At 61.1% G+C, this 24,555-nt stretch carries 20 protein-coding genes and 2 pseudogenes; 5 read left to right on the forward strand and 17 right to left on the reverse strand.

The window, feature by feature from the left end; all coding sequences use genetic code 11:
• Window positions 1–191 precede the first annotated feature (191 nt).
• The gene (locus tag ASD70_RS18375) at window positions 192–1,217 is read left to right on the forward strand and encodes an iron ABC transporter substrate-binding protein (RefSeq protein ID WP_056847103.1); all 1,026 of its coding nucleotides are present in this window, start codon (window positions 192–194) and stop codon (window positions 1,215–1,217) included.
• On the forward strand, window positions 1,217–2,770 hold the full coding sequence (locus ASD70_RS18380) for an ABC transporter permease (protein WP_056847104.1): 1,554 nt from the start codon (window positions 1,217–1,219) through the stop codon (window positions 2,768–2,770). Before ASD70_RS18375 ends, ASD70_RS18380 begins: the two co-directional genes overlap by 1 nt.
• Window positions 2,771–2,861: 91 nt before the next feature.
• Here the strand turns inward: ASD70_RS18380 and ASD70_RS30000 are convergent.
• From ASD70_RS30000 to ASD70_RS18440, 13 genes and pseudogenes are all read right to left on the reverse strand, one after another.
• A pseudogene (locus ASD70_RS30000) lies at window positions 2,862–3,377 on the reverse strand (methyl-accepting chemotaxis protein); the annotation flags it as partial.
• Window positions 3,378–3,767: 390 nt separating this feature from the next.
• A pseudogene (locus ASD70_RS30005) lies at window positions 3,768–4,823 on the reverse strand (methyl-accepting chemotaxis protein); the annotation flags it as partial.
• Window positions 4,824–4,935: 112 nt separating this feature from the next.
• The gene (locus ASD70_RS18390) at window positions 4,936–6,225 is read right to left on the reverse strand and encodes an adenylosuccinate synthase (protein ID WP_043047871.1); all 1,290 of its coding nucleotides are present in this window, start codon (window positions 6,223–6,225) and stop codon (window positions 4,936–4,938) included.
• A 54-nt stretch (window positions 6,226–6,279) separates the two neighbouring features.
• Entirely contained in the window at window positions 6,280–7,467 is a 1,188-nt protein-coding gene (locus ASD70_RS18395; protein ID WP_056847106.1) for an ATP phosphoribosyltransferase regulatory subunit, read from the reverse strand.
• A 293-nt stretch (window positions 7,468–7,760) separates the two neighbouring features.
• On the reverse strand, window positions 7,761–8,627 hold the full coding sequence (gene hflC / locus ASD70_RS18400; protein WP_010213607.1) for a protease modulator HflC: 867 nt from the start codon (window positions 8,625–8,627) through the stop codon (window positions 7,761–7,763).
• Window positions 8,627–9,802 carry an FtsH protease activity modulator HflK gene (hflK, locus tag ASD70_RS18405; protein ID WP_046070644.1) on the reverse strand — a complete coding sequence of 392 codons (1,176 nt, stop codon included), beginning with the start codon at window positions 9,800–9,802 and terminating at the stop codon, window positions 8,627–8,629. The genes hflC and hflK overlap by 1 nt, the downstream gene beginning before the upstream one ends.
• Before the next feature lie 96 nt (window positions 9,803–9,898).
• On the reverse strand, window positions 9,899–11,200 hold the full coding sequence (hflX, locus tag ASD70_RS18410; RefSeq protein ID WP_043047876.1) for a ribosome rescue GTPase HflX: 1,302 nt from the start codon (window positions 11,198–11,200) through the stop codon (window positions 9,899–9,901).
• 12 nt (window positions 11,201–11,212) lie between these two features.
• On the reverse strand, window positions 11,213–11,473 hold the full coding sequence (gene hfq / locus ASD70_RS18415) for an RNA chaperone Hfq (RefSeq protein WP_003188059.1): 261 nt from the start codon (window positions 11,471–11,473) through the stop codon (window positions 11,213–11,215).
• A 94-nt stretch (window positions 11,474–11,567) separates the two neighbouring features.
• The gene (miaA, locus tag ASD70_RS18420) at window positions 11,568–12,539 is read right to left on the reverse strand and encodes a tRNA (adenosine(37)-N6)-dimethylallyltransferase MiaA (RefSeq protein ID WP_046070643.1); all 972 of its coding nucleotides are present in this window, start codon (window positions 12,537–12,539) and stop codon (window positions 11,568–11,570) included.
• On the reverse strand, window positions 12,539–14,455 hold the full coding sequence (mutL, locus tag ASD70_RS18425) for a DNA mismatch repair endonuclease MutL (RefSeq protein WP_046070642.1): 1,917 nt from the start codon (window positions 14,453–14,455) through the stop codon (window positions 12,539–12,541). The genes miaA and mutL overlap by 1 nt, the downstream gene beginning before the upstream one ends.
• Entirely contained in the window at window positions 14,455–15,876 is a 1,422-nt protein-coding gene (locus tag ASD70_RS18430; RefSeq protein WP_056847107.1) for an N-acetylmuramoyl-L-alanine amidase, read from the reverse strand. Before ASD70_RS18430 ends, mutL begins: the two co-directional genes overlap by 1 nt.
• Before the next feature lie 17 nt (window positions 15,877–15,893).
• The gene (tsaE, locus tag ASD70_RS18435; RefSeq protein ID WP_046070640.1) at window positions 15,894–16,364 is read right to left on the reverse strand and encodes a tRNA (adenosine(37)-N6)-threonylcarbamoyltransferase complex ATPase subunit type 1 TsaE; all 471 of its coding nucleotides are present in this window, start codon (window positions 16,362–16,364) and stop codon (window positions 15,894–15,896) included.
• Window positions 16,352–17,212 (reverse strand): NAD(P)H-hydrate dehydratase, encoded by an 861-nt coding sequence (locus ASD70_RS18440; RefSeq protein WP_046070639.1) that lies wholly within the window; start codon window positions 17,210–17,212, stop codon window positions 16,352–16,354. The genes tsaE and ASD70_RS18440 overlap by 13 nt, the downstream gene beginning before the upstream one ends.
• Before the next feature lie 63 nt (window positions 17,213–17,275).
• On the opposite strand from ASD70_RS18440, the gene queG reads away from it, so the two are divergent.
• Window positions 17,276–18,340 carry a tRNA epoxyqueuosine(34) reductase QueG gene (queG, locus tag ASD70_RS18445; RefSeq protein ID WP_046070638.1) on the forward strand — a complete coding sequence of 355 codons (1,065 nt, stop codon included), beginning with the start codon at window positions 17,276–17,278 and terminating at the stop codon, window positions 18,338–18,340.
• Here the strand turns inward: queG and ASD70_RS18450 are convergent.
• Window positions 18,337–18,954 (reverse strand): trimeric intracellular cation channel family protein, encoded by a 618-nt coding sequence (locus tag ASD70_RS18450; protein WP_172833454.1) that lies wholly within the window; start codon window positions 18,952–18,954, stop codon window positions 18,337–18,339. The genes queG and ASD70_RS18450 overlap by 4 nt on opposite strands.
• A gap of 131 nt (window positions 18,955–19,085) precedes the next feature.
• Window positions 19,086–19,628 carry an oligoribonuclease gene (orn, locus tag ASD70_RS18455; protein WP_010213620.1) on the reverse strand — a complete coding sequence of 181 codons (543 nt, stop codon included), beginning with the start codon at window positions 19,626–19,628 and terminating at the stop codon, window positions 19,086–19,088.
• 108 nt (window positions 19,629–19,736) lie between these two features.
• Here orn and rsgA point away from each other — a divergent pair, with 108 nt between their 5' ends.
• Window positions 19,737–20,768 carry a small ribosomal subunit biogenesis GTPase RsgA gene (gene rsgA, locus ASD70_RS18460; RefSeq protein WP_005784215.1) on the forward strand — a complete coding sequence of 344 codons (1,032 nt, stop codon included), beginning with the start codon at window positions 19,737–19,739 and terminating at the stop codon, window positions 20,766–20,768.
• Between the two features lie 168 nt (window positions 20,769–20,936).
• Here the strand turns inward: rsgA and motB are convergent, their stop codons facing one another.
• Window positions 20,937–21,956 (reverse strand): flagellar motor protein MotB, encoded by a 1,020-nt coding sequence (motB, locus tag ASD70_RS18465; RefSeq protein WP_046070637.1) that lies wholly within the window; start codon window positions 21,954–21,956, stop codon window positions 20,937–20,939.
• Between the two features lie 3 nt (window positions 21,957–21,959).
• A complete protein-coding gene (gene motA, locus ASD70_RS18470; RefSeq protein ID WP_043047893.1) occupies window positions 21,960–22,811 on the reverse strand; it encodes a flagellar motor stator protein MotA in 852 nt (283 codons plus the stop codon).
• 166 nt (window positions 22,812–22,977) lie between these two features.
• On the opposite strand from motA, the gene ASD70_RS18475 reads away from it, so the two are divergent.
• Window positions 22,978–24,513, forward strand: a complete 1,536-nt coding sequence (locus tag ASD70_RS18475; RefSeq protein ID WP_046070636.1) for an HDOD domain-containing protein — start codon at window positions 22,978–22,980, stop codon at window positions 24,511–24,513.
• Window positions 24,514–24,555 lie beyond the last annotated feature (42 nt).

Below are 24,555 nucleotides of genomic sequence, written 5' to 3' on the forward strand. Positions count from 1 at the left end.
GCTGGTGATCGCAAGGTCGTGGAAGTTCGAGTCTTCTCCTGGGCACCAAATTCAGATCAAACCCGCGAAAGCGGGTTTTTTCGTTTCTGACGCCAGAAAAACTCCCCAGTGATTTCCCCCTCATCCGCACTTGAGAAGTTTTATCGTTTATCCTTGCAATGATTTGTTGCATATAGCGAGGAACACTTCGGATGATGATCCGCGATAACCGACTCAAGACATCCCTTCTGCGTGGCCTGAGCCTCACCCTGCTTGGCCTGACCCTGCTCTCGCCCACCGCCTACTCCGCCGACAAGATCGCCCTGACCTTGTACAACGGCCAGCACAAGGAAGTCGGCGATGAACTCGCCAAAGCCTTTGAAGCCAAGACTGGCATTCACGTTAACGTGCGTAAAGGCAGCAGCAATCAGTTGGCCAGCCAGGTCGTCGAAGAAGGTGACCGTTCCCCTGCCGACGTGATCTATACCGAAGAGTCGCCGCCACTGAACAAACTCGGCGAGCAAGGCCTGCTGGCGAAGATCGATACCAGCACCCTCGATGTACTACCCAAGGATTACGTTGGCCGTAACGGCGATTGGATGGGCGTGACCGCCCGCACCCGCGTCGTGGCTTTCAACCCAAAACTGATTGCTGAAAAAGACCTGCCCAAGTCGGTATTGGACTTCGCCGGCCCCGAGTGGCAAGGCAAGGTCGGCTTCGTACCCACCAGCGGCGCGTTCCAGGAACAAGCGGTGGCAATCATCAAGCTGCACGGCCGTGAAGCCGCGGAAGAATGGCTGACCGGCCTGCGCGCCTTCGGCAAGGTGTACAGCAACAATATGGTCGCCCTCAAGGCCGTGGAAAACGGCGAAGTGGCCACCGTACTGGTGAACAACTACTACTGGTTTGCCCTGAAGAAGGAGAAAACCAACCTGGACTCCCAACTGCACTACTTCACTGATGGCGATGCCGGCGGCCTGATTACCGTGTCCTCCGCTGCCGCACTGAAATCCAGCAAGCACCCCAAGGAAGCCCAGCAACTGCTGGCATTCATGGCCAGTGAAGAAGGCCAGCGCGTGATCACTAACACTTCGGCCGAGTACCCACTGCGTAAAGGCATGGAATCCAACCGCGGCCTCAAGCCATTTAGCGAGTTGCAACCGCCGAAAGTCACCCCGGCCGACCTTGGCAACGCCGAAGAAGCCTTGGAACTGGAACGTGACGTTGGCTTGAACTGATGAACCCATCGCTACCTGCCGCAGCGTTCAGTCCCCGGCGCAAACGCCCTTCGATCTGGCTGTTGTTGCCGGTGCTGTTGCTGGTCGGCATGAGCCTGCTGCCACTGGCGTATGTCGGGCTCAAGGCCTGGCAGGCGGGCTGGGCAGAGGCGGTGCATCTGTTATGGCGGCCGTATGTCTTCGGCCTGCTGCGCAACACCCTCGCGCTGATGGTCGGCGTGACCGTGACCTGCGGCGTGATCGGCCTGTCCCTGGCTTGGCTACTGGAACGCAGCAACCTGCCAGGACGGCGCATCTGGGGCGTGATCCTGTGCCTGCCGTTTGCCGTGCCGGCGTTTGTCAGCAGCTTTACCTGGGTGTCGCTGAGCGCCAACTTCGAAGGGCTGGGCGGCGCGATCCTGGTGATGAGCCTGTCCAAGTACCCGCTGGTATTCCTGCCGGTGGCGGCGACCTTGCGCAACCTTGACCCGTCCCTGGAAGAATCCGCCCGCACATTGGGCCTGAACCGCTGGGGCGTGTTCCTGCGCATCACCTTGCCGTTGCTGTGGCCGTCATTGCTGGCCGGCGCGCTGCTGATCGCCCTGCATATGCTGGTGGAGTTCGGCGCGTTGTCGATCATTGGCCTGCAGACCTTTACCACGGCGATCTACCAGCAATTCGAACTGGAATTCAGCAATGCCAATGCCGCAATGCTCTCGGCGGTGTTGCTGGTGATGTGCCTGACCTTGCTGTGGCTGGAGCTGCGCGTGCGCGGCAAAGGCCGGCATGTGCGCATAGGCCAAGGGGCGGCGCGACATGCCGCACAGGTCCGGTTGGGCAAATGGGCGCCTTTGGGCCAGATGTATTGCCTTGGGCTGGCGATCATCGGCAGCGGCATTCCCCTGGGGATGCTCGGTTACTGGCTGGCCGTAGGCTCATCTGCAGCGTTTCCGATGGCAGAGATAGGTGAGGCGCTGCTGTCCTCCCTGGCACTGTCACTGGGCGGCGCAGCTCTGTGCCTGGTGCTGGCGGTGCCGGTGGGACTGCTGGTGGTGCGCTACAAAGGTCAACTGGCGATCTGGGCCGAACGCCTGCCCTATCTACTGCATGCTCTGCCCGGCTTGGTGATTGCGCTGACGCTGGTGTATTTCGCCCTGCATTATGTGCCGGTGCTGTACCAGACCTCGGCGTTGCTGTTGATCGCTTATGCGCTGCTGTTCTTGCCATTGGCCCAGGCGCCGATTCGCACGGCGCTGAACAAGGCCGCACCGCAATTGGAAGAGGCAGCACGCACGTTGGGCGCTTCGTCGTTCAGTGCGTTTTGCCGGGTGACATTGCCGATTATCTTCCCGGCGCTGGGAGCGGCGTTTGCACTGGTGTTCCTGGATGCGATGAAGGAGTTGACCGCGACGTTGCTGCTCAGTCCGACCGGGCTGAATACCCTGGCGACTGCCGTTTGGGCACATACTTCGAATGTGGAGTTTGCGGCGGCGGCGCCTTATGCGGCACTGCTGATTCTGGTGTCGGGGTTGCCGGTGTATTTGCTCACGACTCGGATGTACCTGAGTCGCTGAGATCGCTATCGGGGGCAAGCCCCCTCCCACATTTGGAATGCGTTCCAATGTGGGAGGGGGCTTGCCCCCGATGAGGCCGGCACAGGCGAGGCTAAGCCCTGAACTGCCCCAGGCTCGCCTTCAACTGCGCCGCCAACCCATCCAGCACCTTGCCACTGGCCGTCGTCTCCACCACCGCCTGTGCCGCACGTTCGGCCTGGGCATGGATCACCTCGACCCGCCCACGCACCGCATGGGCGCCCTGGGCCTGATGCTCGGCTGCACGCGTCGCCAGGCCAATGGCTGCGTGCACCTGCTCCACTGACGCCTGTACCGTCTGCTGCAAGCGCACGCTGTCGCGTAACACCAGCAAACCTTCACTGGCCTGGCGCCCAGCCTTGCCGATGGTTTCCACCGCCTCACGCGCGCCCTGTTGCAACGCCACGATATGCGCCTGGATATCGCCTGTGGAGCTTTGGGTCTTGCTGGCCAGCGCCCGCACTTCGTCCGCCACTACCGCAAAGCCGCGACCGGTCTCGCCGGCCCGTGCCGCTTCGATGGCCGCGTTAAGGGCCAGCAGGTTGGTTTGCTCGGCGATGCCGTGGATCACAGTCAGCACGACTTCGATCTGCTCGCTTTGCTGGGCCAGACGCTCGATGACCTGGGAACCGGCCTGGACCTGTCCTGCCAACGCTTCGATCAAGTTGCCGACTTCGGCGGAAGTGCGCGAGTTTTCATCCGTGGCCTGGCGAATATCCACCACCTGTTGCAACGCCGCCTGCATCGCATGGCTTTCGGCCTGGGCCTCGTCAGCCATTTGCGAGAGTGCGCGCAAACTCTCCGCCACTTCGTCACGCTGCAAGCCAGCGGCAGCATCGGCGCCGGCATTGCGCAACGTCATTGCACCGATCTCCACACCGGTGCGCTGGGCCACATCGCCTGCTTCGCGCACGATGGGTTGCAACTTATCCACAAAGCGATTGACCGCCGAGGCCATGTCACCGATTTCGTCCTTGCTGTTGATCTGCACGCGCTTGGTGAGATCGCCCTCGCCCGCCGCCAGGTCATCCATGGCCGCGATCAGCAGCTTCAAGCGGTTGACCACGCGCCGACCGAGTACGATGGCGATCAGCAGCAATACGCCAAGCCCCACCAAGGCCAGGCCCATGCCGATACGCCAGCGCAGGGTGCCCGCAGCTTCCTGCACGGCACTGGCGGTGTTGGCGGTCATCTGGGTGGCAGTGGCTTGTGCCGATTGCAACCTTGCGCCCATGGCGGCGGCACTATCAGCCGCAGCGCCCTTGAGGCTGTCGCCTACCAATTGATCGCCACTGGCGATCAGTGCGGCAAAGCGCTTATCCAAAGCCTGTAGATCAGCCTCGACCGCAGCGGTCGATACCCCCATGCGTACCTTGCCGATTTCCACGCCATTGGGGCTGATGGACGCTTCGACGTAATACACAGAAGGATCTGTCTTCGCCGCATCCAGGACTTTGTCCAGGGCACGCTCACCTGCGCCCTTTGCCAGCAGGACCTGGTTGATTGGGTTTTCACGGTTCAAGTAACGGGTCAGGTGCTCCCCCGCTGCATCGTCGTAAACCACAAACAATACGTTGGGATTGCGCTGGGCACGCCGGGCGAACTCCGACAGCGTCGGCACATCACTGTCCCACATGGCGCGAGGGGCCACAGAGGCCAACAACTGCGCCATATCATTGGCGGAGTCCTGCAAGTCTTTTTCCAGGGTCGCACGCAGCTGCTTCTGTTCTTCCTGCAAGCGCGTAGATAGCCCCGCCGTCAGACGCTGGCGGGTGCTGGTAGACAGGCTGTCCAGGCTGGAGGTGACTTCCTTGCCCGCCTGGGCCAATTCGCCAGACAGCTTCTGGCTGTCGATACCCAGGCGATTGCTCAAATCGGCCTCCAGTGCAGTGACCGTGCTCCGGGTCAGAGCGACGGCGACCAGCACTTGCACTAAAAGAGCGATACCAAGGGTAACGAAGACCGGCCGCAACAGCCGGCTTTGTAACAATGAGAGAACGGCAGACATCGGGAATCCCTCCACCACGGGTGCCATTAAATTGATAGCACCGCGAAAGAGAGAAACACAGCAAGGGTCGTGCCGCCTGGCCTGCAGATACGACAAAGGGCTCCCCAAGGAGCCCTTTGCTTTTTACATCAACAGCTTATTAAGCGAACGGGTGACGCAGCACGATGGTCTCGTTGCGGTCCGGGCCCGTCGAAATAATGTCGATCGGTGCGCCGATCAACGCTTCAACACGCTTGATGTAGGCACGGGCGTTGGCTGGCAGTTCTTCCAGGGTCTTGGCACCCACGGTCGACTCGGTCCAGCCAGGCACTTCTTCGTACACAGGCTGCAGGCCTACGTAGCTGTCGGCGTCGGTCGGAGCAACATCGTTGCCTTCTGCATCTTTGTAGCCGATGCAGATGTTGATGGTTTCCAGACCGTCGAGGACGTCCAGCTTGGTCAGGCAGATGCCCGAAATGCTGTTCACATCGATAGCGCGACGCAGGATAACGGCGTCGAACCAGCCACAACGGCGAGCACGGCCGGTAGTTGCGCCGAACTCGTGACCTTGCTTGGCCAGGTGCGCACCGACGTCGTCGAACAGCTCAGTCGGGAATGGACCCGAACCGACACGGGTGGTGTAGGCCTTGGTGATGCCCAGGATGTAGTCCAGGAACATCGGGCCAACGCCGGAACCGGTGGCAACGCCGCCAGCGGTGGTGTTGGAGCTGGTCACGTACGGGTAGGTACCGTGGTCGATGTCCAGCAACGAACCCTGGGCGCCTTCGAACATGATGTCTTTGCCAGCGCGACGCAGGTCGTGCAGCTCGGCGGTCACGTCCAGCATCAGCGGCTTGAGCAGCTCAGCGTATTCCTTGCACTCGGCCAGGGTCTTTTCGAACTCGATGGCCGGCTCTTTGTAGTAACCCACCAGCATGAAGTTGTGGTAATCCACTAGTTCACGCAGCTTGTCTTCAAAGCGCGGCATGTTGAGCAGGTCGCCCACACGCAGGCCACGACGTGCAACCTTGTCTTCGTAGGCCGGGCCGATACCGCGACCGGTAGTACCGATCTTCAGCTCGCCACGGGCCTTTTCACGAGCCTGGTCCAGCGCAACGTGGAAGGACAGGATCAGCGGGCAGGACGGGCTGATACGCAGGCGCTCGCGCACCGGTACACCTTTCTCTTCCAGCTTGATGATCTCGCGCAGCAGGGCATCCGGTGCAACCACCACACCGTTGCCGATCAGGCACTGCACGCCTTCGCGCAGTACGCCCGATGGGATCAGGTGCAAGACGGTTTTTTCGCCATCGATGACCAGGGTGTGGCCAGCGTTGTGGCCACCTTGGTAGCGCACTACGGCGGCAGCATGTTCGGTCAGCAGATCAACGATCTTGCCTTTGCCCTCATCACCCCATTGGGTGCCCAGGACTACGACATTCTTACCCATAACACTTGTCCTCATTCGCGCAAACTTGGTGCCGGCGATGGCCGGCAGGAAAACTCAAGAAGCCAGTGGCGATACTTGCCAAAGCCCGTTCTGCTGAATCAATTGCCGGTCGCAGTCCGCTTCACGGGCGGCGGCCAATGGCTGCCCAGGCAAGGCCTGGACTACACGCTGACCCTCACTGCGTAACTGGCAAACCTGCTGCCAGAGCGCTGCGTCCGTACTGTCGGGCATCCAGATGCCACCAGACGGCAGCTCGACCTCAGCACGCCCCAGGGTCACCAGGGTTTTCAAATCGGTGGAAAAACCAGTGGCCGGACGCGCACGACCGAAGTCAGCGCCGATATCGTCATAACGACCACCCTGGGCGATGGCTTGGCCAACACCCGGGACAAATACCGCGAACACCACACCGGTGTGGTAGTGGTAGCCGCGCAACTCACCCAGATCAAAATACAGCGGCAGCTGCGGGAACCGCGCCGACAGGCGCTCGGCGATTGCCAGCACGTCATCCAGCGCGGCCAATACCGGCGCTGGCGCCTTGGCCAGGCGCTCACGTGCAGCCGACAGCACTTCACGGCCACCGCACAGATCCACCAGCGCACGCAGCATGCCGGCCAGATCCGCAGGTACACCCTCGGTGAGAGCGACCACTTCATCGATGGCCTTGCGTTGCAGGGCATCGAACAATTGCTGCTCTACTTCGCCGGACAACCCGGCCGCACGGGCCAGGCCGCGGTAGATACCGACATGCCCCAGATCCATGTGCACATCCGGCACATCCGCCAGTTGCAGCATGGCCAGCATCAGGCTGATCACTTCAACATCGCTGCTCGGGCTGGCATCGCCGTACAACTCGGCGCCCAACTGGATCGGGCTCCGGGAAGACGACAAGGCACGCGGCTGGGCATGTAGCACGCTGCCGGCGTAGCACAGGCGGCTAGGACCTTCGCGGCGCAGAGTGTGCGCATCGATGCGCGCCACTTGCGGCGTGATGTCGGCACGGAAACCCATTTGCCGGCCCGATTGCGGGTCGATGACCTTGAAGGTGCGCAGATCCAGGTCCTGGCCCGCGCCGGTCAGCAGGGATTCCAGGTACTCGATATGGGGAGTCACGACAAACTCGTAACCCCAGCTCTGGAACAGATCCAACACCTGGCGACGCGCTATTTCAATGCGCGCAGCTTCTGGTGGCAGTACTTCTTCGATGCCATCTGGCAGCAGCCAGCGGTCTACCGTTGCCATTACGCCATTCCCCTTTGATCCGGGCGGCCAGCCCTCGGCCGAACCTTGAGTGAAGCAGAAAATACCCGCCTCTTGCATAAACCACGCGCAAGAGCGACGTGACGAACGGCCTGTAACCGGCCTCGTCGGGCACTTTCCTCGAAAAACCTGTCACGCCTGCCGAATCAAACATGCAGACGCAAAAAAGCCGGGAATTTCCCGGCTGCCGCATCATACACCCGTTTTCTGAAAGGAGCACCCCGCCAGGCATTTTAGCCGCCCGACGGAGTGCGTCCTACAGAATTACAGGCTGGTTACTTGGACTTTTCCAGGTAGCGGAAGAAGTCGCTACTTGGGTCCAGCACCATGACGTCGGTTTTGTTCGCGAAGCTTTCACGGTAGGCGCGCAGGCTACGGTAGAACGCGTAGAACTCCTGGTCCTGGCCGTAGGCCTTGGCGTAGATCGCCGCGGCTTGGGCATCACCATCACCACGGGCCTCTTCAGACTCGCGATAGGCTTCTGCCAGCAGGACACGGCGCTGACGGTCGGCATCCGCACGGATCCCCTCTGCCAGCTCGTTACCCTTGGCGCGGTGCTCACGGGCCTCGCGCTCACGCTCGGTACTCATGCGCTCGAACACGCTGCGGTTGACTTCCTTGGGCAGGTCAATGGCCTTGACCCGGACATCGACCACTTCGATACCCAGCTCTTTTTCCGCCATGGTGTTCAGCGAACGCGTGATGTCAGCCATCAGCGCATCCCGCTCACCGGATACCACCTCGTGCAGGGTGCGTTTACCAAACTGGTCACGCAGGCCCGATTCCAGACGACGCGACAGACGCTCGTCAGCAATCTGCTTGAGGCCGGAGGTCGCTGTGTAGAAGCGCTCGGCATCCTTGACGCGCCACTTGGCGTAGGCGTCAACCATCACGGCTTTCTTTTCCAGGGTCAGGAAGCGCTGTGTCGGTGCATCCAGGGTCATAAGGCGGGCGTCGAACTTGCGCACCTGGTTGACGTAGGGGACTTTCACATGCAGGCCCGGCTGGACATCCGCCTGGACCACACGACCGAATTGCAGCAGCACCGCACGCTCGGTCTGAGCCACGATGTAGAAGCAGTTCCAGGCAGCGATGACCACGACGACGCCCACAATCAGGGCGGTCAGCGATTTATTGCTCATCAACGACTCTCCCTGGTACGTGTTTGCTGTTGCAGCAAGTCAGCGGCCGCACGGGCGCTCGCTTCGTTGGCAGCGGCACTGGAACCGGTAGACGGTGCGCTGGTGCCACTACGACCACCTTCGATCATCTTGTCCAGCGGCAGGTACAGCAGGTTGTTCTGCCCACCCTTGCTGCCAGTCACGAGAACCTTGCTGGTGTTGCTGAAGACTTCCTGCATGGTGTCCAGGTACAGACGCTCACGGGTGACTTCCGGCGCCTTACGGTACTCGGCTACCAGCTTGGTAAAGCGATCTGCCTCACCCTTGGCACGGGAGACCACCTCATCGCGATAGCCGTTGGCATCCTCGATGATACGCTGGGCCTGGCCGCGGGCTTCCGGCACGACGCCGTTGGCGTAGGTTTCAGCCTGGTTGCGCGAACGCTGCTCGTCTTCACGGGCGCGGATCACGTCGTCAAAGGCTTCCTGCACTTCACGCGGTGCCGCTGCGCTCTGTACGTTCACCTGGGTGACGGTGATACCGGTGCGATAGGTGTCGAGGAAGCGTTGCAGACGCTCCTTGATTTCGCTTGCCATCAATTCACGACCTTCGGTGAGCACCTGGTCCATGGCGGTGGAACCCACCACGTGGCGCAGGGCACTTTCGGTTGCGTGTTGCAGGCTGATTTCCGGCTGGTCGACGTTCAGAACGAAGTCCTGCAGGTTGCTGATCTTGTACTGCACGGTCAGCGGCACTTCGACGATGTTCTCGTCTTCGGTCAGCATCTGGCCCTGCTTGGTGTACGCCCGCTCACGCGTGACGTTCTCCATGTACTTCTTGTCGATCGGCGGGAAATAGATATTCAGGCCCGGGCCGACAGTCTCGTAGTACTTGCCGAAGCGCAGCACCACGGCCTGCTCCTGCTCGTCCACGACGTATACCGCACTGTAGAGCCACACGGCCGCCAGCACGACAAGACCCAGGCCCAACAGGCCATAGCCACCGCCCTTGCTTGTGCGACCGCCGTCGTCACCACCACGTTTTTTTCCACCACCGAACAACCCATTCAGGCTTTCCTGCAGCTTTCGGAAGGCCTCGTCGAGATCCGGTGGCCCCTTGCGGTCGCCATTATTGCGGCGCTTACCACCCCAAGGATCCTGATTATTCGAGTTGCCACCCGGCTCATTCCAAGCCATAGCGCTCTCCATCTGATAAAGCAAAGACGCACCCACGGCGCGCCGACCAATGCTACAGAATGCCTGCTACCGCGGCACAACCGCTTTAGGAGGCTTTTATTGCAAAGTGTGTTGTTCGATGAACTCGGCCGGTACAACACCCTCGCGACTGACCAGTCGATTGAGCTCCGAGCGCGGCAATCGAACGGCCAGCAAGCTGACACCTTCTTCGTCGTGTTCTTCTTTCTGTACCGCGCCCAACTCGAAAAACTGTGCACGCAGTCGAGCAAAACGCTGAGGCAAGCGCAAGGTACCGACGAACAAATCGCTGCCGAGCAATTCGGCAATGGCTTGTTCAAGCAGCTCCAGGCCACTGCCATCACGCGCCGACAACCAGACCCGTTGGGGCTTGCCGTTTTCGTCGCGCTGGATTTGTGGCTCAACGCCTTCGAGCAAATCGAGTTTGTTATAGACCTCGAGGATCGGCAAGTCCTGGGCACCAATCTCGCCCAGCACCACCATGACCTGTTCAATTTGCAGCATGCGATCCGGTTCGGCCGCATCGATCACGTGCAAGAGCAGGTCGGAATTGCTCGACTCTTCGAGCGTAGACCGAAATGCCTCGACCAGCTTGTGCGGCAGGTGACGAATGAAACCCACGGTGTCGGCCAGGACAATCGGCCCCAGGTCGTCGATATCCAGGCGGCGCAGGGTCGGGTCGAGGGTTGCGAACAGTTGGTCGGCCGCGTACACGTCCGATTTCGTCACGTTGTTGAACAGCGTGGATTTGCCGGCGTTGGTATAACCCACCAGGGAAACGGTCGGGATATCCGCGCGGGTACGCCCACGTCGCGATTGCTCGCGTTGGCTGCGCACTTTCTCGAGGCGGCCCTTGATCTGGCGCAGGCGAACCCGCAGCAGGCGCCGGTCGGTTTCCAGCTGGGTTTCACCCGGGCCTCGCATACCGATACCACCACCCTGGCGCTCAAGGTGAGTCCAGCCGCGAACCAGGCGGGTGCTCATGTGGTCAAGCTGGGCCAGTTCGACCTGGAGCTTGCCTTCATGGGTACGGGCGCGCTGGGCAAAAATATCGAGGATGAGGCCGGTACGGTCAATCACGCGACACTCGAAAACACGTTCGAGGTTACGTTCCTGACTGGGCGTGAGAATGTGATTGAAGATCACCAGATCGGCTTCTTCGGCGTGGACCAGGTCGCGCAATTCCTCGACCTTGCCGCTGCCTATCAGGTATTTGGCGGTTGGCCGATGACGCGGCACGTTAAAAAACGCAACGGTCTCGGCGCCGGCCGAATTTGCCAACTCCTGAAACTCCTGCGGATCTTCGCGCGCCTCAGGGTCCTGTCCATCCAAGTGAACGAGGATTACTCGCTCACCACCACCGTGGCGCTCAAAGAACAAAGGAGACTCCTATCAGGCGTTACCTGGCTCAGCGTCACCCTGTTCGTCACCTGCTGCGCTAGGCAGACGGATTGGACGAACTGGAACGACTGTCGAGATAGCGTGCTTGTAGACCATCTGGCTGACGGTGTTTTTCAGCAGGATCACGAACTGGTCGAACGACTCGATCGTACCTTGCAGCTTGATACCGTTGACCAGGTAGATGGAAACCCCCACTTTCTCTTTACGTAAAGTATTCAAGTAAGGGTCTTGTAGCGAATGCCCTTTTGACATGTGCCGCACTCCTTTAAGGATCAATAATAAAAAATCGGAAAATAGATAGCTTATGGCCGCCACACCCCCAAGGATAGACGGCAATTGCAAGGACTCAGCTCAATATGGAGACCGTTCCCAAGTATTTCAAGGCGCGTGACAGATTGTCGCTGTCCAGGCTGTCCAACCAGTGCAAATCGCTCCAGCTGCGCAGCCAGGTGAACTGGCGCTTCGCCAATTGGCGCGTGGCAATGATGCCGCGCTCCTGCATTTCGGCTGACGTCAGCTTGCCATCCAGATGATCCCAGACTTGGCGGTAGCCTACAGCACGTATCGAAGGCAGCCCGGGATGCAGGTCACCTCTTGAACGCAGTGCTACGACCTCCTCCACAAACCCCTGTTCCAACATAATTGTGAATCTTTGTGCAATTCGTTCATGCAGCACCTGGCGATTTGCCGGAGCGATGGCCAGGTTCGCCACAGTATAGGGCAATTGTGACTGTCCAGATGCGCCGGCATCAGCACTTTGCGCACTTTGTTTCAGCCTGTGTTCAGTCATGGTCCGGCCACTCACACGCCAGACTTCCAAGGCACGGGTGAGGCGCTGGGGGTCATTGGGGTGAATGCGCGCCGCGGACACCGGGTCCACCGCCGCCAATTGATCGTGCAAGGCTTGCCAGCCGAGGCGTGCAGCCTCTTCTTCGAGTTCGGCGCGCACTTGGGCGTCAGCAGGCGGCATATCGGCCAGGCCTTCCTGCAAAGCCTTGTAGTAGAGCATCGTACCGCCCACCAGCAGCGGAATATTGCCCCGCGCGGTGATCTCAGCCATGGCCGCCAGGGCGTCGGTACGAAAATCCGCGGCCGAATAGCTCTCGGCCGGGTCGATGATGTCGATCAAACGGTGCGGATACTGGGCCAACAACGCTTTCGACGGCTTGGCCGTACCAATGTCCATGTCCCGGTAAACCAGGGCAGAGTCAACGCTGATCAGCTCGCAGGGCAACACCTTGGTCAGCTCGATGGCCAGGTCGGTCTTGCCGGCGGCCGTGGGGCCCATCAGGAAGATCGCGGGGGGCAAGGCGCTCATCAACGGCCGCGCAAGAAGAGTTTGTCCAGATCGTCCAGTCCCATCTGGGTCCAGGTCGGTCGGCCATGGTTGCATTGGCCGCTGCGCTCGGTGTTTTCCATGTCGCGCAGCAGGCCGTTCATTTCCGGCAGGGCCAGGCGGCGATTGGCGCGAATGGCACCGTGGCAGGCCATGGTGCCAAGCAGCTCATTGATATGCGCCTGGATACGGTCACTGGTGCCGTATTCCATCAGGTCTGCCAGCACGTCGGCCACCAGGCGGTTGGCCTCGGCCTGCTTGAGCAATGCGGGTATCTGACGGATCGCCAGGGTTTCCGGGCCCAGGCGCTGCAATTCGAAGCCAAGTTTCTGGAACACACTGTGATGCTCTTCGGCGCAATCGGCCTCGCGCTGGCTCACCGCCAGGGACTCCGGCACCAGCAGCGGCTGACCGCTGAGGCCTTCGCTGGCCATGGCAACTTTCAGGCGCTCGTACATGATTCGTTCGTGGGCGGCGTGCATGTCCACCAGCACCAGGCCATGGGCATTTTCCGCAAGAATGTAGATGCCCTTGAGCTGCGCCAGGGCATAGCCCAGTGGCGGAATATCACCGCCGCCTTCCGGCAGTGAAGGAGCAATACCCGGCTCGGCGCCCGGCAGCGGCGCGAAAAACTCACGGTACGCCGCCTGGGCCTCGGCCACCGGCACTGTTGATTGCGGGCGCGGCGTGTATTGATACTGATAGCCCGCACCGGCACCCGAGTTCGGCGCCGTGTAGGTCGGTTGCGACTGTGGCGATTGCAGCAGGTTGGCGGCCAGGCTCATTTCACCCTGGGGGCCGAACTCTCCGGCTTCCGGGCCAGTTGGCCGTACCACGGCCGTGACAATCGGCGCTGACAGTTGGTCATCCGGACGCACATCGCCCAAGGCGCGGTGCAGCGTGCCATACAGGAAGTCATGCACCATGCGCCCATCACGGAAGCGCACTTCGTGCTTGGTCGGGTGCACGTTGACGTCGACCACCGACGGGTCGACCTCAAAGAACAGCACAAACGTCGGGTGCCGCCCGTTGAACAGCACGTCGCGGTAGGCCTGGCGCACCGCGTGGGCCACCAGCTTGTCGCGTACCGCACGGCCGTTCACAAAGAAATACTGCAAGTCGGCCTGGCTACGGGAAAACGTCGGCAACCCGACCCAGCCCCACAGCCTCAGGCCATTGCGTTCGATCTCAATCGGCAGTGCCTGCTCCAGGAACCCGCTACCGCACACTGCCGCCACCCGGCGAGCGCGTGCGGCGTCGTCGTGGGCTTCGTGCAGGCTGAGGATGGTCTTGCCGTTGTGGCGCAGATGAAACGCCACATCGAAGCGGGCCAGGGCCAGGCGCTTGATGACTTCTTGCAGGTGGTCGAATTCGGTTTTCTCGGCCTTGAGGAATTTGCGCCGTGCCGGGGTGTTGAAGAACAGGTCGCGTACTTCCACCGAAGTGCCCACCGGGTGCGCCGCCGGCTGAACCCGAGGCGCCATGTCGCGACCTTCGGTTTCCACTTGCCAGGCTTGCTCGGCACTGCGTGTGCGGGAAGTGAGAGTCAGGCGGGCCACGGAACTGATGGAGGCCAGGGCCTCACCGCGAAAGCCCAGGCTCATGACCCGCTCCAGGTCTTCCAGGTCGCGTATCTTGCTGGTGGCGTGGCGGGCCAGGGCCAGCGGCAGGTCATCGGCGGAGATGCCGCTGCCGTCGTCGCGCACCCGCAGCAGCTTGACACCGCCCTGCTCCACGTCGACATCGATGCGCTTGGCGCCCGAGTCGATGCTGTTTTCCAGCAACTCCTTGATCACCGAAGCCGGGCGCTCAACGACCTCACCGGCGGCGATCTGGTTGGCAAGACGCGGGCTGAGCAATTCAATGCGCGAGCCGCTGTTCAAGATGGATTCGCTCATTACTGCGCCGCCAATTCAGTGCCGGGAATGGTCAACACCTGGCCGATCTTCAATTCATCGCTTTTCAGGTTATTGGCGCTGCGCAACGCCGCAGGCGTGACTTGGAAACGTACTGCCAGCATGGCGACGGTATCACCGGGCTGCACGCGATGGTCACGCGGGCCCTGGGCGATCTTGCCGGAGTCGCGCAGCCAGGCGATATAGGTGCCCGGCGGCGGGTTCTGCTGGAAGAACTGGCGCACGCCGGCGCTGATCGAGCGTGCCAACGCCTGCTGGTGGCTGGCGCTGGCCAGTTTCGACGCCTCGTTGGCGTTGGAGATAAACCCGGTTTCCACCAGGATCGACGGGATATCCGGCGACTTCAACACCATGAACCCGGCCTGTTCCACGCGCTGTTTGTGCAGCGAGGTGACGCGACCGATGTTGCTCAGGACTTTCTGGCCGACGTTCAGGCTGGAGGTCAGCGAGGCGGTCATCGACAGGTCGAGCAGCACGCCGGCGAGCATCTTGTCCTTATCGTCGAGGGACACGTTGCCGGCCCCGCCGATCAAGTCGGAACGGTTTTCACTGTCAGCCAGCCAGCGGGCGGTCTCGGAGGTGGCGCCGCGATCCGACAGGGCAAACACCGAAGCACCAAAGGCGGCAGTGGACGGCGCGGCGTCGGCATGGATCGACACGAACAGGTCAGCACCCTTCTTACGGGCGATTTCGGTACGGCCACGCAAAGGAATGAAGTAGTCACCGGTGCGCGTCAGCTCGGCGCGGTAGCCCTTCATGCCGTTGATCTGGCGCTGCAGCTCGCGGGCGATCGCCAGTACCACGTCCTTCTCATGCTGGCCGCGGGAGCCGGAGGCACCCGGGTCTTCGCCACCGTGGCCGGCGTCGATCACCACGATGATGTCGCGCTTGCCAGCAGGTGCGGGCGGCGGAGGTGGCAGCTTGACCTGGGGTTGCGAAGGGTTGACCGGCACCGCCGGTACCGTCGCCACGCTTGGCGTCGGCGCAGGCGGCGGTGCGGCGTCGGCAGGGTTGTCGAACAGGTCGACCACCAGGCGGTTGCCGTATTGGGCGTTGGGTGCCAGCGAAAAACTTTTGGGGGTCACGGCCTTTTTCAGGTCGATGACCACGCGCAGGTCGGTCGGCGTACGCTGGGCCGAGCGCATGGCGGTAATTGGCGTGTTGGCGGTAGACACCTTCAGCGGCGCGGCCAGGCTCGCACCGTTGATGTCGATCACCAGGCGATCAGGCGCCGTCAGGGTAAAGACGCTGTGCTGGACCGGGCCAGACAGGTCGAACACCAGTCGCGTGTTATCCGGCGCTCGCCACAGGCGAACACTCTTTACCTGTGAAGCAGCCAGAGCATTGACAGTCATTGCCGCAAGCAACACCCCCACGACAGCAACCAACGCGCGAAAGCGCATACCTAACCCCACCAATTTTATTTGAATTCCAATGCCAGACTGGCGCACCAAGCTTTAGCGCGCTCGCTCTGGGGCAACAACTTCAGCTGACGTCCGTGCTCATGCGGCGTAATGGTAATGGTCATGTCTGGCTTTGGCAAAAAGCCTGTGCCTTTATCTGGCCATTCGATCAGGCATAGCGCATCTTCGTCGAAATAATCACGGATGCCCATGAATTCAAGCTCTTCGGGGTCTACCAGGCGATAGAGGTCGAAGTGGAAGGCACGCACGTCGCCGATCTCGTAGGGCTCTACCAAAGTGAACGTCGGGCTTTTCACCGCGCCCGTATGGCCCAGACCGCGAATAATTCCTCGCGACAGTGTGGTCTTGCCGGCCCCAAGGTCACCCTCGAGAAAAATCAATCCTGCCCCGGCGGTGACCTGCGAGATGCGTTGACCGAACGCAACCATGGCGTCTTCATTCGCCAGGAAAAGCACTAATTCAGGCACGGCGATTGCTCCTCCAGCAATTGACGAATGGCAGGTATCAGGTCGCTGGCCGCCAGACCGCGACCAAAACTGCCTTGGCGATCCCCCGCCGTGGCGTGCAACCACACGGCCAGGCAGCTTGCGTCATACGCGGGCATGCCCTGGGCCAACAAGGCACCGACCAGGCCCGCCAGGACATCACCGAGCCCCGCCGTCGCCATGGCCGGGTGGCCTTGATCACAGCGAGCAACCCGCCCGTCAGGGCTGGCAATCAAACTGCCAGCACCCTTGAGGATAGCCACTGCATTGAATGTATGGCTCAACGCGCGCGCCACCTTAAGGCGGTCTGCCTGAACCTCGGCTGTCGAAATGCCCAACAACCGCGCGGCTTCACCTGGATGCGGGGTGATCACGCTATTGGCAGGAAGACTGACGCTGCCTGTGGCCAGCTGATTCAAGGCGTCAGCATCCCAGACCTGCGGCTGCTGGGCATTGGCCGCCACGGACAACAGGCTTTTGCCCCACGCCGCGGCGCCCAAGCCAGGGCCAATCACGATGACCGAGGTTTTTTCCAGCAGGCTCATCAACTGGTTCGCAGAGCTGACGCCCACCGTCATCACTTCCGGCAGCCGTGCCAGCGCCGCCGGCACATGCTCAGGGCGGGTCGCCAGGGACACCATGCCGGCACCGCTGCGCAGGGCACTTTCGGTACTCAGTAACGCCGCGCCACCAAAGCCGCGGTCGCCACCGATGACTAATACATGGCCGAACTGGCCTTTATGGGCATCCGGGGAACGCGCAGCCAGTTGCGGCAAATGGCCGGGCAACAGGGGCTGAACGTCGGTTATTGGGTGTTTTGTCTGAGGCATGCGTCTTCAAGCTCCGATGTCTGGCAGAATTATACGCATCTAACCCGTGGTTTCCTGTGTCTCATGCCTGCTATTACCTCCGATCTGCCCGCCCTCGCCCAATCGATCAAAGACTGGGGCCGCGAGCTGGGCTTCCAACAAGTCGGCATCAGCGGCCTCGACCTGGCTGAGCATGAACAGCACCTGCAACGCTGGCTCGACGCGGGCTACCACGGCGAGATGGACTACATGGGCGCCCACGGCAGCAAACGTTCACACCCCGACGAACTGGTGCCCGGCACCTTGCGGGTGGTGTCGCTGCGCATGGACTACCTGCCCGGCGATACCCAGATGGCACAACAGCTGGCCAAGCCGGAAAAAGCCTACATCTCGCGCTACGCCCTGGGCCGCGACTACCACAAGCTGATCCGCAAGCGCGTGCAGCAGTTGGCCGATCGCATCCAGGCACAGATCGGCCCCTTCGGCTTTCGGGCCTTTGTCGACAGCGCCCCCGTATTGGAAAAAGCCATCGCCGAACAAGCCGGACTGGGCTGGATCGGTAAAAACACCCTGGTACTCAATCGCAAGGCCGGCAGTTATTTCTTCTTGAGCGAACTGTTTGTGGATCTGCCGCTGCCGGTGGACCCACCCCACGCCACCGAACACTGCGGCCGCTGCACCGCCTGCCTGGACATCTGCCCCACCAATGCCTTCGTCGGCCCTTATGTATTGGACGCCCGGCGCTGCATTTCCTACCTGACCATCGAACTCAAGAGCGCCATCCCCGAGGACCTGCGCCCGTTAATCGGCAACCGCGTATTTGGCTGCGATGACTGTCAGATCGTTTGCCCGTGGAATCGTTTCGCACGACCCACCGCCGAAAGCGATTTCAAGCCACGGCACAATCTGGATAACGCGGAACTTGCCGAACTGTTTATGTGGGACGAGGATAAATTCCTCAGCAGCACCGAAGGCTCACCCTTGCGCCGTGCCGGGTACGAGCGCTGGTTGCGCAACCTGGCGGTAGGCCTGGGCAATGCGCCGTCGAGCATACCGGTGCTGGAAGCCTTGAAGGCGCGGCGGGATTACCCCTCGGAGTTGGTGCGCGAGCATGTGGAATGGGCGCTGAACCAGCACGCGGCCCGCTAGTGTACGTCGTCGTTGTAGACGAACTTGGGCATTTCCCAGTGAAAACGGATCGCCAGCAGGCGCAATAGAAAGCCGCTGAATAACGTCAGCAGAATTGCTTGTTCGCTCGGCAGTTCCAGATACAGGCACAGCAGATAGAACCACGCGGCCAGGAATGACACGCTGGCGTACAGCTCCCGGCGAAAAATCAGCGGAATGTCGTTACAGAAGATATCCCGCAGAATGCCGCCAAACACCCCGGTGATCACCCCGCTGACCGATGCCACTAGCATGCCGTGGCCCATTTCCAGGGCGGTCATGCAGCCGATCAGGGTAAATGCCACCAAGCCCAAGGCGTCCAGCGCCAGGAACAGCGAGCGAAGGCGGCGCATCAGCGGTGCGATAAAGATCGTCACCAACGCCGCGACGGAGGTGAGCACCAGATATTCCGGGTGTTTTACCCACGTCAGCGGGTAGTGACCAAGCAATACATCACGCACCGAACCACCGCCCAAAGCCGTCACGCAGGCGATCAGCACCACGCCAAACCAGTCCATGCCGCGCCGGCCGGCGGACAGCGCGCCGGTCATGGCTTCAGCGGTGATGGCAATGAGGTAGAGCATCAGCAGCATGATGGCGATCCTTGCAGAGAGGCCGGCAGTCTAATCATTTGCTGATGGCACCAAAAGGGGGCAAACGCTCTCCAACACTTGGATTTGCAAACCCATTAAAGCCCCCTCCCACATGTTCAGCAGTCGCCCGGTTTTCAAGCCTTGATGAAATGCTTGCGGTAATGCTGCAACTCGGCAATCGACTCGCGAATATCATCCAGCGCCAGGTGCGTGCTGCCTTTATGGAAGCTGTCCTTGACCTCCGGCGCCCAACGCGCAGCAAGCTCTTTTAACGTCGACACGTCGAGGTTGCGATAGTGGAAGTAGCTCTCCAGCGCCTTCATATGCGTATAAAGGAAGCGTCGGTCCTGGCAGATGCTGTTGCCGCAGATCGGCGACTTGCCCTTGGGTACCCACTTTTCCAGGAAGGCGATGGTTTCAGCCTCGGCTTCGGCCATGCTGATGCGGCTGTCGCGCACGCGTTGGGTCAGGCCGGAGTTACCGTGGGTGCGGGTGTTCCACTCGTCCATGGTGGCGAGCACGGCGTCACTATGGTGTATGGCGATCACCGGACCTTCGGCCAAGGTGTTGAGGTTGCTGTCGGTGACAATGGTCGCCATCTCGATAATGACGTCGGTGTCAGGGTTCAGACCGGTCATTTCCAGATCGATCCAAATCAGGTTCTGTGGGTTTTGCATGGCTTGATTCTCTTGGCACCTTGGCGTAGCCAGGCAGTTTAGCAGGCGGGGGCGTGCTAGACTCGCGACCGTTTTACCTAACCTTTGCATTATCGACACGGAACACCAATGGCCAAACGCCAGCTCAATCGTCGCCAAAACTGGCGCATCGAAAAGATTCAAGGTGAACGCGCCGCACGCGCCGCCAAACGTGAATCCTCCGCCGTGGAAGCACTCGAGGGCGGCGACCTGGGCCCAGAACAAACCGGCCTGGTGATCGCGCACTTCGGTGTGCAGGTCGAGGTCGAGGCGCTGGAAGGCGAGCTCGCAGGCTCAGTATCCCGTTGCCACCTGCGCGCCAACCTGCCTGCGCTGGTCACCGGCGACAAAGTCGTGTGGCGTGCCGGCAACCAGGGCATCGGCGTGATCGTCGCCCAATTGCCACGCAGCACCGAACTGCGCCGCCCCGACAGCCGTGGCCAGCTCAAGCCGGTAGCCGCCAACGTCGACATGATCGTGATCGTGTTCGCGCCGCTGCCCGAGCCCCATGCCAACCTGATCGACCGCTACCTGGTCGCGGCCGAACACGCCGGCATCCGCCCGCTGTTGCTGTTGAACAAATTCGACCTGATCGACGAGCAGAACGCCCCGGCGCTCAATGCGTTGCTGGCGGTCTATCGCACCCTGGGCTACCCGGTGCTGGAAGTGTCGGCCCATCACGGCAACGGCATGGAACAACTGCAACAGCAGTTGGACGGGCGCATCAGCGTGTTTGTCGGCCAGTCTGGCGTGGGCAAGTCATCGCTGGTCAACAGCCTGTTGCCGGAAGTCGACACCCGCGTCGGCCCACTGTCGGAACTGTCCGGCCAGGGCACTCACACTACCACCACCGCGCGGTTGTTCCACTTCCCCGGCGGCGGCGAATTGATCGACTCCCCGGGTATTCGTGAATTCGGCTTGGGCCACGTCAGCCGCAGCGATGTGGAAGCGGGCTTTATCGAGTTCAACGACCTGATCGGCACCTGCCGCTTCCGCGACTGCAAACACGACCGCGAACCGGGCTGTGCATTGCTCAAGGCCCTGGAAGATGGCCGCGTGCAACAGCAGCGGATGAACAGCTATCGGTCGATTATTGCGAGCTTGCCTGAGAGCAGCTACTAAACCGCCAGCCTCTGTAGGAGCGAGCTTGCTCGCGAAGACCCCAAGAGCAACACGGGCATCCTGAATACACACGTTATCGTTGACGTTTTTCGCGAGCAAGCTCGCTCCTACAGTGAAACGGTAGATACAACAAGGCCGCGATCATCGCGGCCTTGTTGTATCTGGAGCTTAGGAGGCCGGCGCAGGCACCGTAGGATCCTTCATCCCGCCATCATCAAACAGGTTCAGCTTCTGCCGCAACTCATGGGCCGGCAGTGGTTCCTGCTCAGGCGGCAGTGCGTTGGGGTCGGCTGGCACTTCGCCAGGGGCACCATCGCCCTGAGTCGGTACCGGTGGCGGTGGTTGATCGCCTTCAATCGCACGCTGGGCTTTTTTGGTCAGCACCACGATATCGATACGGCGGTTGACCGGGTTGAACGGGTCTTTGGGATCAAATAACTGCGATGAGGCAAAGCCCACCACCCGTGCCACTTGCGGGTCTGGATAGCTGCCGGCCACCAGCGCACGGCGGGCGGCGTTGGCGCGGTTGGCCGAGAGTTCCCAGTTACCGAAGTCGCCCTGGCCCGCGTAAGGCTTGGCATCGGTATGGCCGCTGATGCTGATCTTGTTCGGCACCGCCTTGATGGTGTCGGCCATGGCCAGCAGGATGTCTTCAAAGTATGGCTTCAACCGCGCGCTGCCGGAGTCGAACATCGGCCGGTTGGCGGCGTCGGTAATCTGGATGCGCAGCCCCTCGGGGGTGATCTCGAAGGAAATCTGGTCCTTGAATTTCAGCAGCTGCGGATTTTCCTCAACTTTATTCTGCAATTCCTGCAGCAACAGCTCCAGGCGCTCCTGCTCGACCTGCTCGGCCATGGTTTCAACCGTATCGCGCTCGATAGGGATTTTTTCCTGGGGCGATTCGGTCTGCACTTCCGGGTTGATGGTACGTTCAGGCGCCAACTGCGGAGAGCCGCCCAGGTCGATCACGAAGGGCGTGCCGCTTTCCGAAAAGCCAATCGGGTCTTTGAAGTAACCGGCGATGGCGATTTTCTGCTCCGGCGTGGCGGTAGACATCAGCCACAGCACCAGAAAGAACGCCATCATTGCCGTGGCGAAGTCTGCGAAGGCGATTTTCCAGGCACCACCATGGTGCCCCGCAGCGAAGCGCTTGACGCGCTTGATGATGATTGGCTGGTTGTTTTCCATGGCTTAGCGACCGCGAACCGCTTGTTCCAGCTCGGAGAAACTTGGGCGATGCTTCGGGTAGAGCACCTTGCGCCCGAACTCCACGGCCAACGACGGCGGCATGCCCGACGCGGACGCTACCAGGCATGCCTTGATCGCTTCATAGAGGTTGACCTCTTCCTTGGCATCGTGGGCCAGGGATGTGGCAAGCGGCCCAAAGAAACCATAGGCCGCAAGAATACCGAAGAAGGTCCCCACCAGCGCCGCGCCGACGTGCATGCCGATGGCCGCCTGGTCGCCCTCGCCAAGGGAGGCCATGGTCACCACGATACCCAGTACAGCCGCGACAATACCAAAGCCCGGCATGCCGTCGGCGATGCCGGTCACGGCGTGGGACGGATGCTCCAGCTCTTCCTTGAGGCTGAACAATTCCATGTCGAACAGGCCTTCCAGCTCGTGGGGCGCCATATTGCCGGAGGACATGATGCGCAGGTAATCACAGATATACGCGGTCATGCGCTCGTCTTTGAGCACCGCCGGGTACTTGGCGAAAATCGGGCTGGCGGCGGCGTCTTCGATATCGCCTTCGATCGCCATCATGCCTTCACGGCGGCTCTTGTTGAGGATCTCGTACACCAGCCCCAGCACTTCCAGATAGAAGGTGTGAGAGAAGCGCGAACTGAACATGCCCAGCGACTTCTTGATCACATGCATGGTCATGTAGCCGGGGTTGGCCTGCAAGAATGCGCCAAACGCCGCACCGCCAATAATCAGCACTTCGAAAGGTTGAATCAACGCGGCGATTTTACCGTGGGAGAGGACGTACCCTCCGAGCACACTTGCGATGACGACAATGATGCCGATAATTTTAGCCATAGGAGATGGGTACTTGCGCCGTCGGGTTCATGGACATATTGGGTGTTGCGGAAAACTCTTGTTCTACTTATCGGCAAAACTGCGCCAGACTATAGCCCGTTAAGGCGAAAAGCCAATTCGGCCCGTTCCGGGCGTGTTAAACGCAAGTGATGATCGCGCCCCAATCATGGCAAACGAAACGACCGTATCCAATGCAAAACCCACCACCCTCGCCGCTTGGATCAAGCGCCTGGACGATGTGTTGCTGCCCGTGCCCCAGGCCAGCCATGAACGCGTATGCAAGGCCATTCGCGATAGTCGCAGTTCATTGCGAGATATTGCCGAGCTGATGCAAGACAGTCCGGCCTTGGTGCTAAGCGTCATGCGCGAAGCCAACAGTCAAACCCATGGCAGCCTGGCCGAACCCGCGGAAAACCTCGAAGTCGCGCTTAACCGCCTCGGCCTCGAGCGCGCCGAAGAACTGCTGACGCGCCTGCCCTCAGTGCCAGCACGGGAAATCCCCGTGGCATTGCGCCAACTGCTACTGGTGAGCCAGCACGCGTCCCAGCAAGCCAACGGTTTGTTCGGCAGCCGCTTGGCCCGGTTGTGGCAGGACATCCACTGGGGCAGCCTGCTGTTTCTGTCACCGCTGTGGCCGATGGCCGTCGCCTTCCCCAAGCTCCTGGAGGAATGGGAGCTGCGGGTGATCCATAAAGGCCAGTCGGCGCGCCAGGTCGAGCAAGAGTTGTTCGGCGTGCGCTTGCTGGACCTTTGCCTGGAGTTGACCCACGCCTGGCACCTGCCGATCTGGGTGTCACAGGGCTACAAGCTTTTGTTAGCGGAGCAGCGTTTGCTGGTCAAGGCGCTGCACATTGCCCGCGAAGACGATGCCCTGCGTCACCAGCAACTGCTCGATGCCGAGCCCAGCCTGCGCCGCTGGCTGAACCAGCCGGCCAACACCGTGCTGCTGGCCAACGGCCTGGCGATGTCGGCCCAGGAATCCTGGACCTGCCCGCACACCGAGCGTTGGCAATACCTGACCGCGCTGTACCTGCAAGTGCCATTGAGTGACGTGCAGCAGCAGGTGCACCAGCAGGCGGTGACCAGTGCCCGCACCACCTTGATGCCTGACCTCTGGCACCCGGCGCTGTCGCTGATCTGGCCGTGGCATGTGCAGAAGGTCCATCGCGGCCTGCTGCCGGCGCCGCCGCCCACCGCCGAGTCTCTGGCTGTATGGCGCAAGCACTGCACCGAGCTGCTCGTCGAGCCAAATCGCTTCGCCAATGCCATGCACTTGACCACCTGCGCCAAGAACGCCTTGGTAGCCAGCGGTATGCAGCGGGTTTTGCTGTTCATGGCCGATCGCGCCTTGAGTACCTTGCGCGTGCATCAGGCCGACGGGTTGCCCAAGGACGCCGCGCACCTGAGCCTGGATGTGGTCAATAGCACATTGCTGCAACGCCTGCTGGAAAAATCCGCACAGGTGCGGCTCAGCCCCGACAACCATGCGCAGTTCTCGGCCTTGCTACCGCCGGTCCTGCGTCGCTTGTTCACCGGCGAGCACTTGCTGTTGCGCTCTTTGAGTTGCAACGGCCGCGTGGTGATGCTGATCGTCGCGGACCAGGGCGGGGGCCCGTTCTCGGAAACCACCGTGCAGGCGTTCGGCAAAACCGCCCAATGCATCGAAAAGGCCTTGCACAGCTTTACCAACCGCAGCACCTGATGCTTGCGCTACAATCGCCGTCTTTAATCGCCAACATTTGTG

Source organism: Pseudomonas sp. Root569, assembly GCF_001427465.1.
In the GTDB taxonomy this organism is placed as follows: domain Bacteria; phylum Pseudomonadota; class Gammaproteobacteria; order Pseudomonadales; family Pseudomonadaceae; genus Aquipseudomonas; species Aquipseudomonas synxantha.

Excerpts from the sequence above, each read along its gene's own strand:
- ASD70_RS18375 (WP_056847103.1), top strand. The coding sequence starts at position 192 with ATGATGATCCGCGATAACCGACTCAAGACATCCCTTCTGCGTGGCCTG.
- ASD70_RS18380 (WP_056847104.1), top strand. The coding sequence starts at position 1,217 with ATGAACCCATCGCTACCTGCCGCAGCGTTCAGTCCCCGGCGCAAACGC.
- ASD70_RS18390 (WP_043047871.1), bottom strand. The coding sequence starts at position 6,225 with ATGGGTAAGAATGTCGTAGTCCTGGGCACCCAATGGGGTGATGAGGGC.
- ASD70_RS18395 (WP_056847106.1), bottom strand. The coding sequence starts at position 7,467 with ATGGCAACGGTAGACCGCTGGCTGCTGCCAGATGGCATCGAAGAAGTA.
- hflC (WP_010213607.1), bottom strand. The coding sequence starts at position 8,627 with ATGAGCAATAAATCGCTGACCGCCCTGATTGTGGGCGTCGTCGTGGTC.
- hflK (WP_046070644.1), bottom strand. The coding sequence starts at position 9,802 with ATGGCTTGGAATGAGCCGGGTGGCAACTCGAATAATCAGGATCCTTGG.
- hfq (WP_003188059.1), bottom strand. The coding sequence starts at position 11,473 with ATGTCAAAAGGGCATTCGCTACAAGACCCTTACTTGAATACTTTACGT.
- miaA (WP_046070643.1), bottom strand. The coding sequence starts at position 12,539 with ATGAGCGCCTTGCCCCCCGCGATCTTCCTGATGGGCCCCACGGCCGCC.
- mutL (WP_046070642.1), bottom strand. The coding sequence starts at position 14,455 with ATGAGCGAATCCATCTTGAACAGCGGCTCGCGCATTGAATTGCTCAGC.
- ASD70_RS18430 (WP_056847107.1), bottom strand. The coding sequence starts at position 15,876 with ATGCGCTTTCGCGCGTTGGTTGCTGTCGTGGGGGTGTTGCTTGCGGCA.
- ASD70_RS18440 (WP_046070639.1), bottom strand. The coding sequence starts at position 17,212 with ATGCCTCAGACAAAACACCCAATAACCGACGTTCAGCCCCTGTTGCCC.
- queG (WP_046070638.1), top strand. The coding sequence starts at position 17,276 with ATGCCTGCTATTACCTCCGATCTGCCCGCCCTCGCCCAATCGATCAAA.
- orn (WP_010213620.1), bottom strand. The coding sequence starts at position 19,628 with ATGCAAAACCCACAGAACCTGATTTGGATCGATCTGGAAATGACCGGT.
- rsgA (WP_005784215.1), top strand. The coding sequence starts at position 19,737 with ATGGCCAAACGCCAGCTCAATCGTCGCCAAAACTGGCGCATCGAAAAG.
- motB (WP_046070637.1), bottom strand. The coding sequence starts at position 21,956 with ATGGAAAACAACCAGCCAATCATCATCAAGCGCGTCAAGCGCTTCGCT.
- motA (WP_043047893.1), bottom strand. The coding sequence starts at position 22,811 with ATGGCTAAAATTATCGGCATCATTGTCGTCATCGCAAGTGTGCTCGGA.
- ASD70_RS18475 (WP_046070636.1), top strand. The coding sequence starts at position 22,978 with ATGGCAAACGAAACGACCGTATCCAATGCAAAACCCACCACCCTCGCC.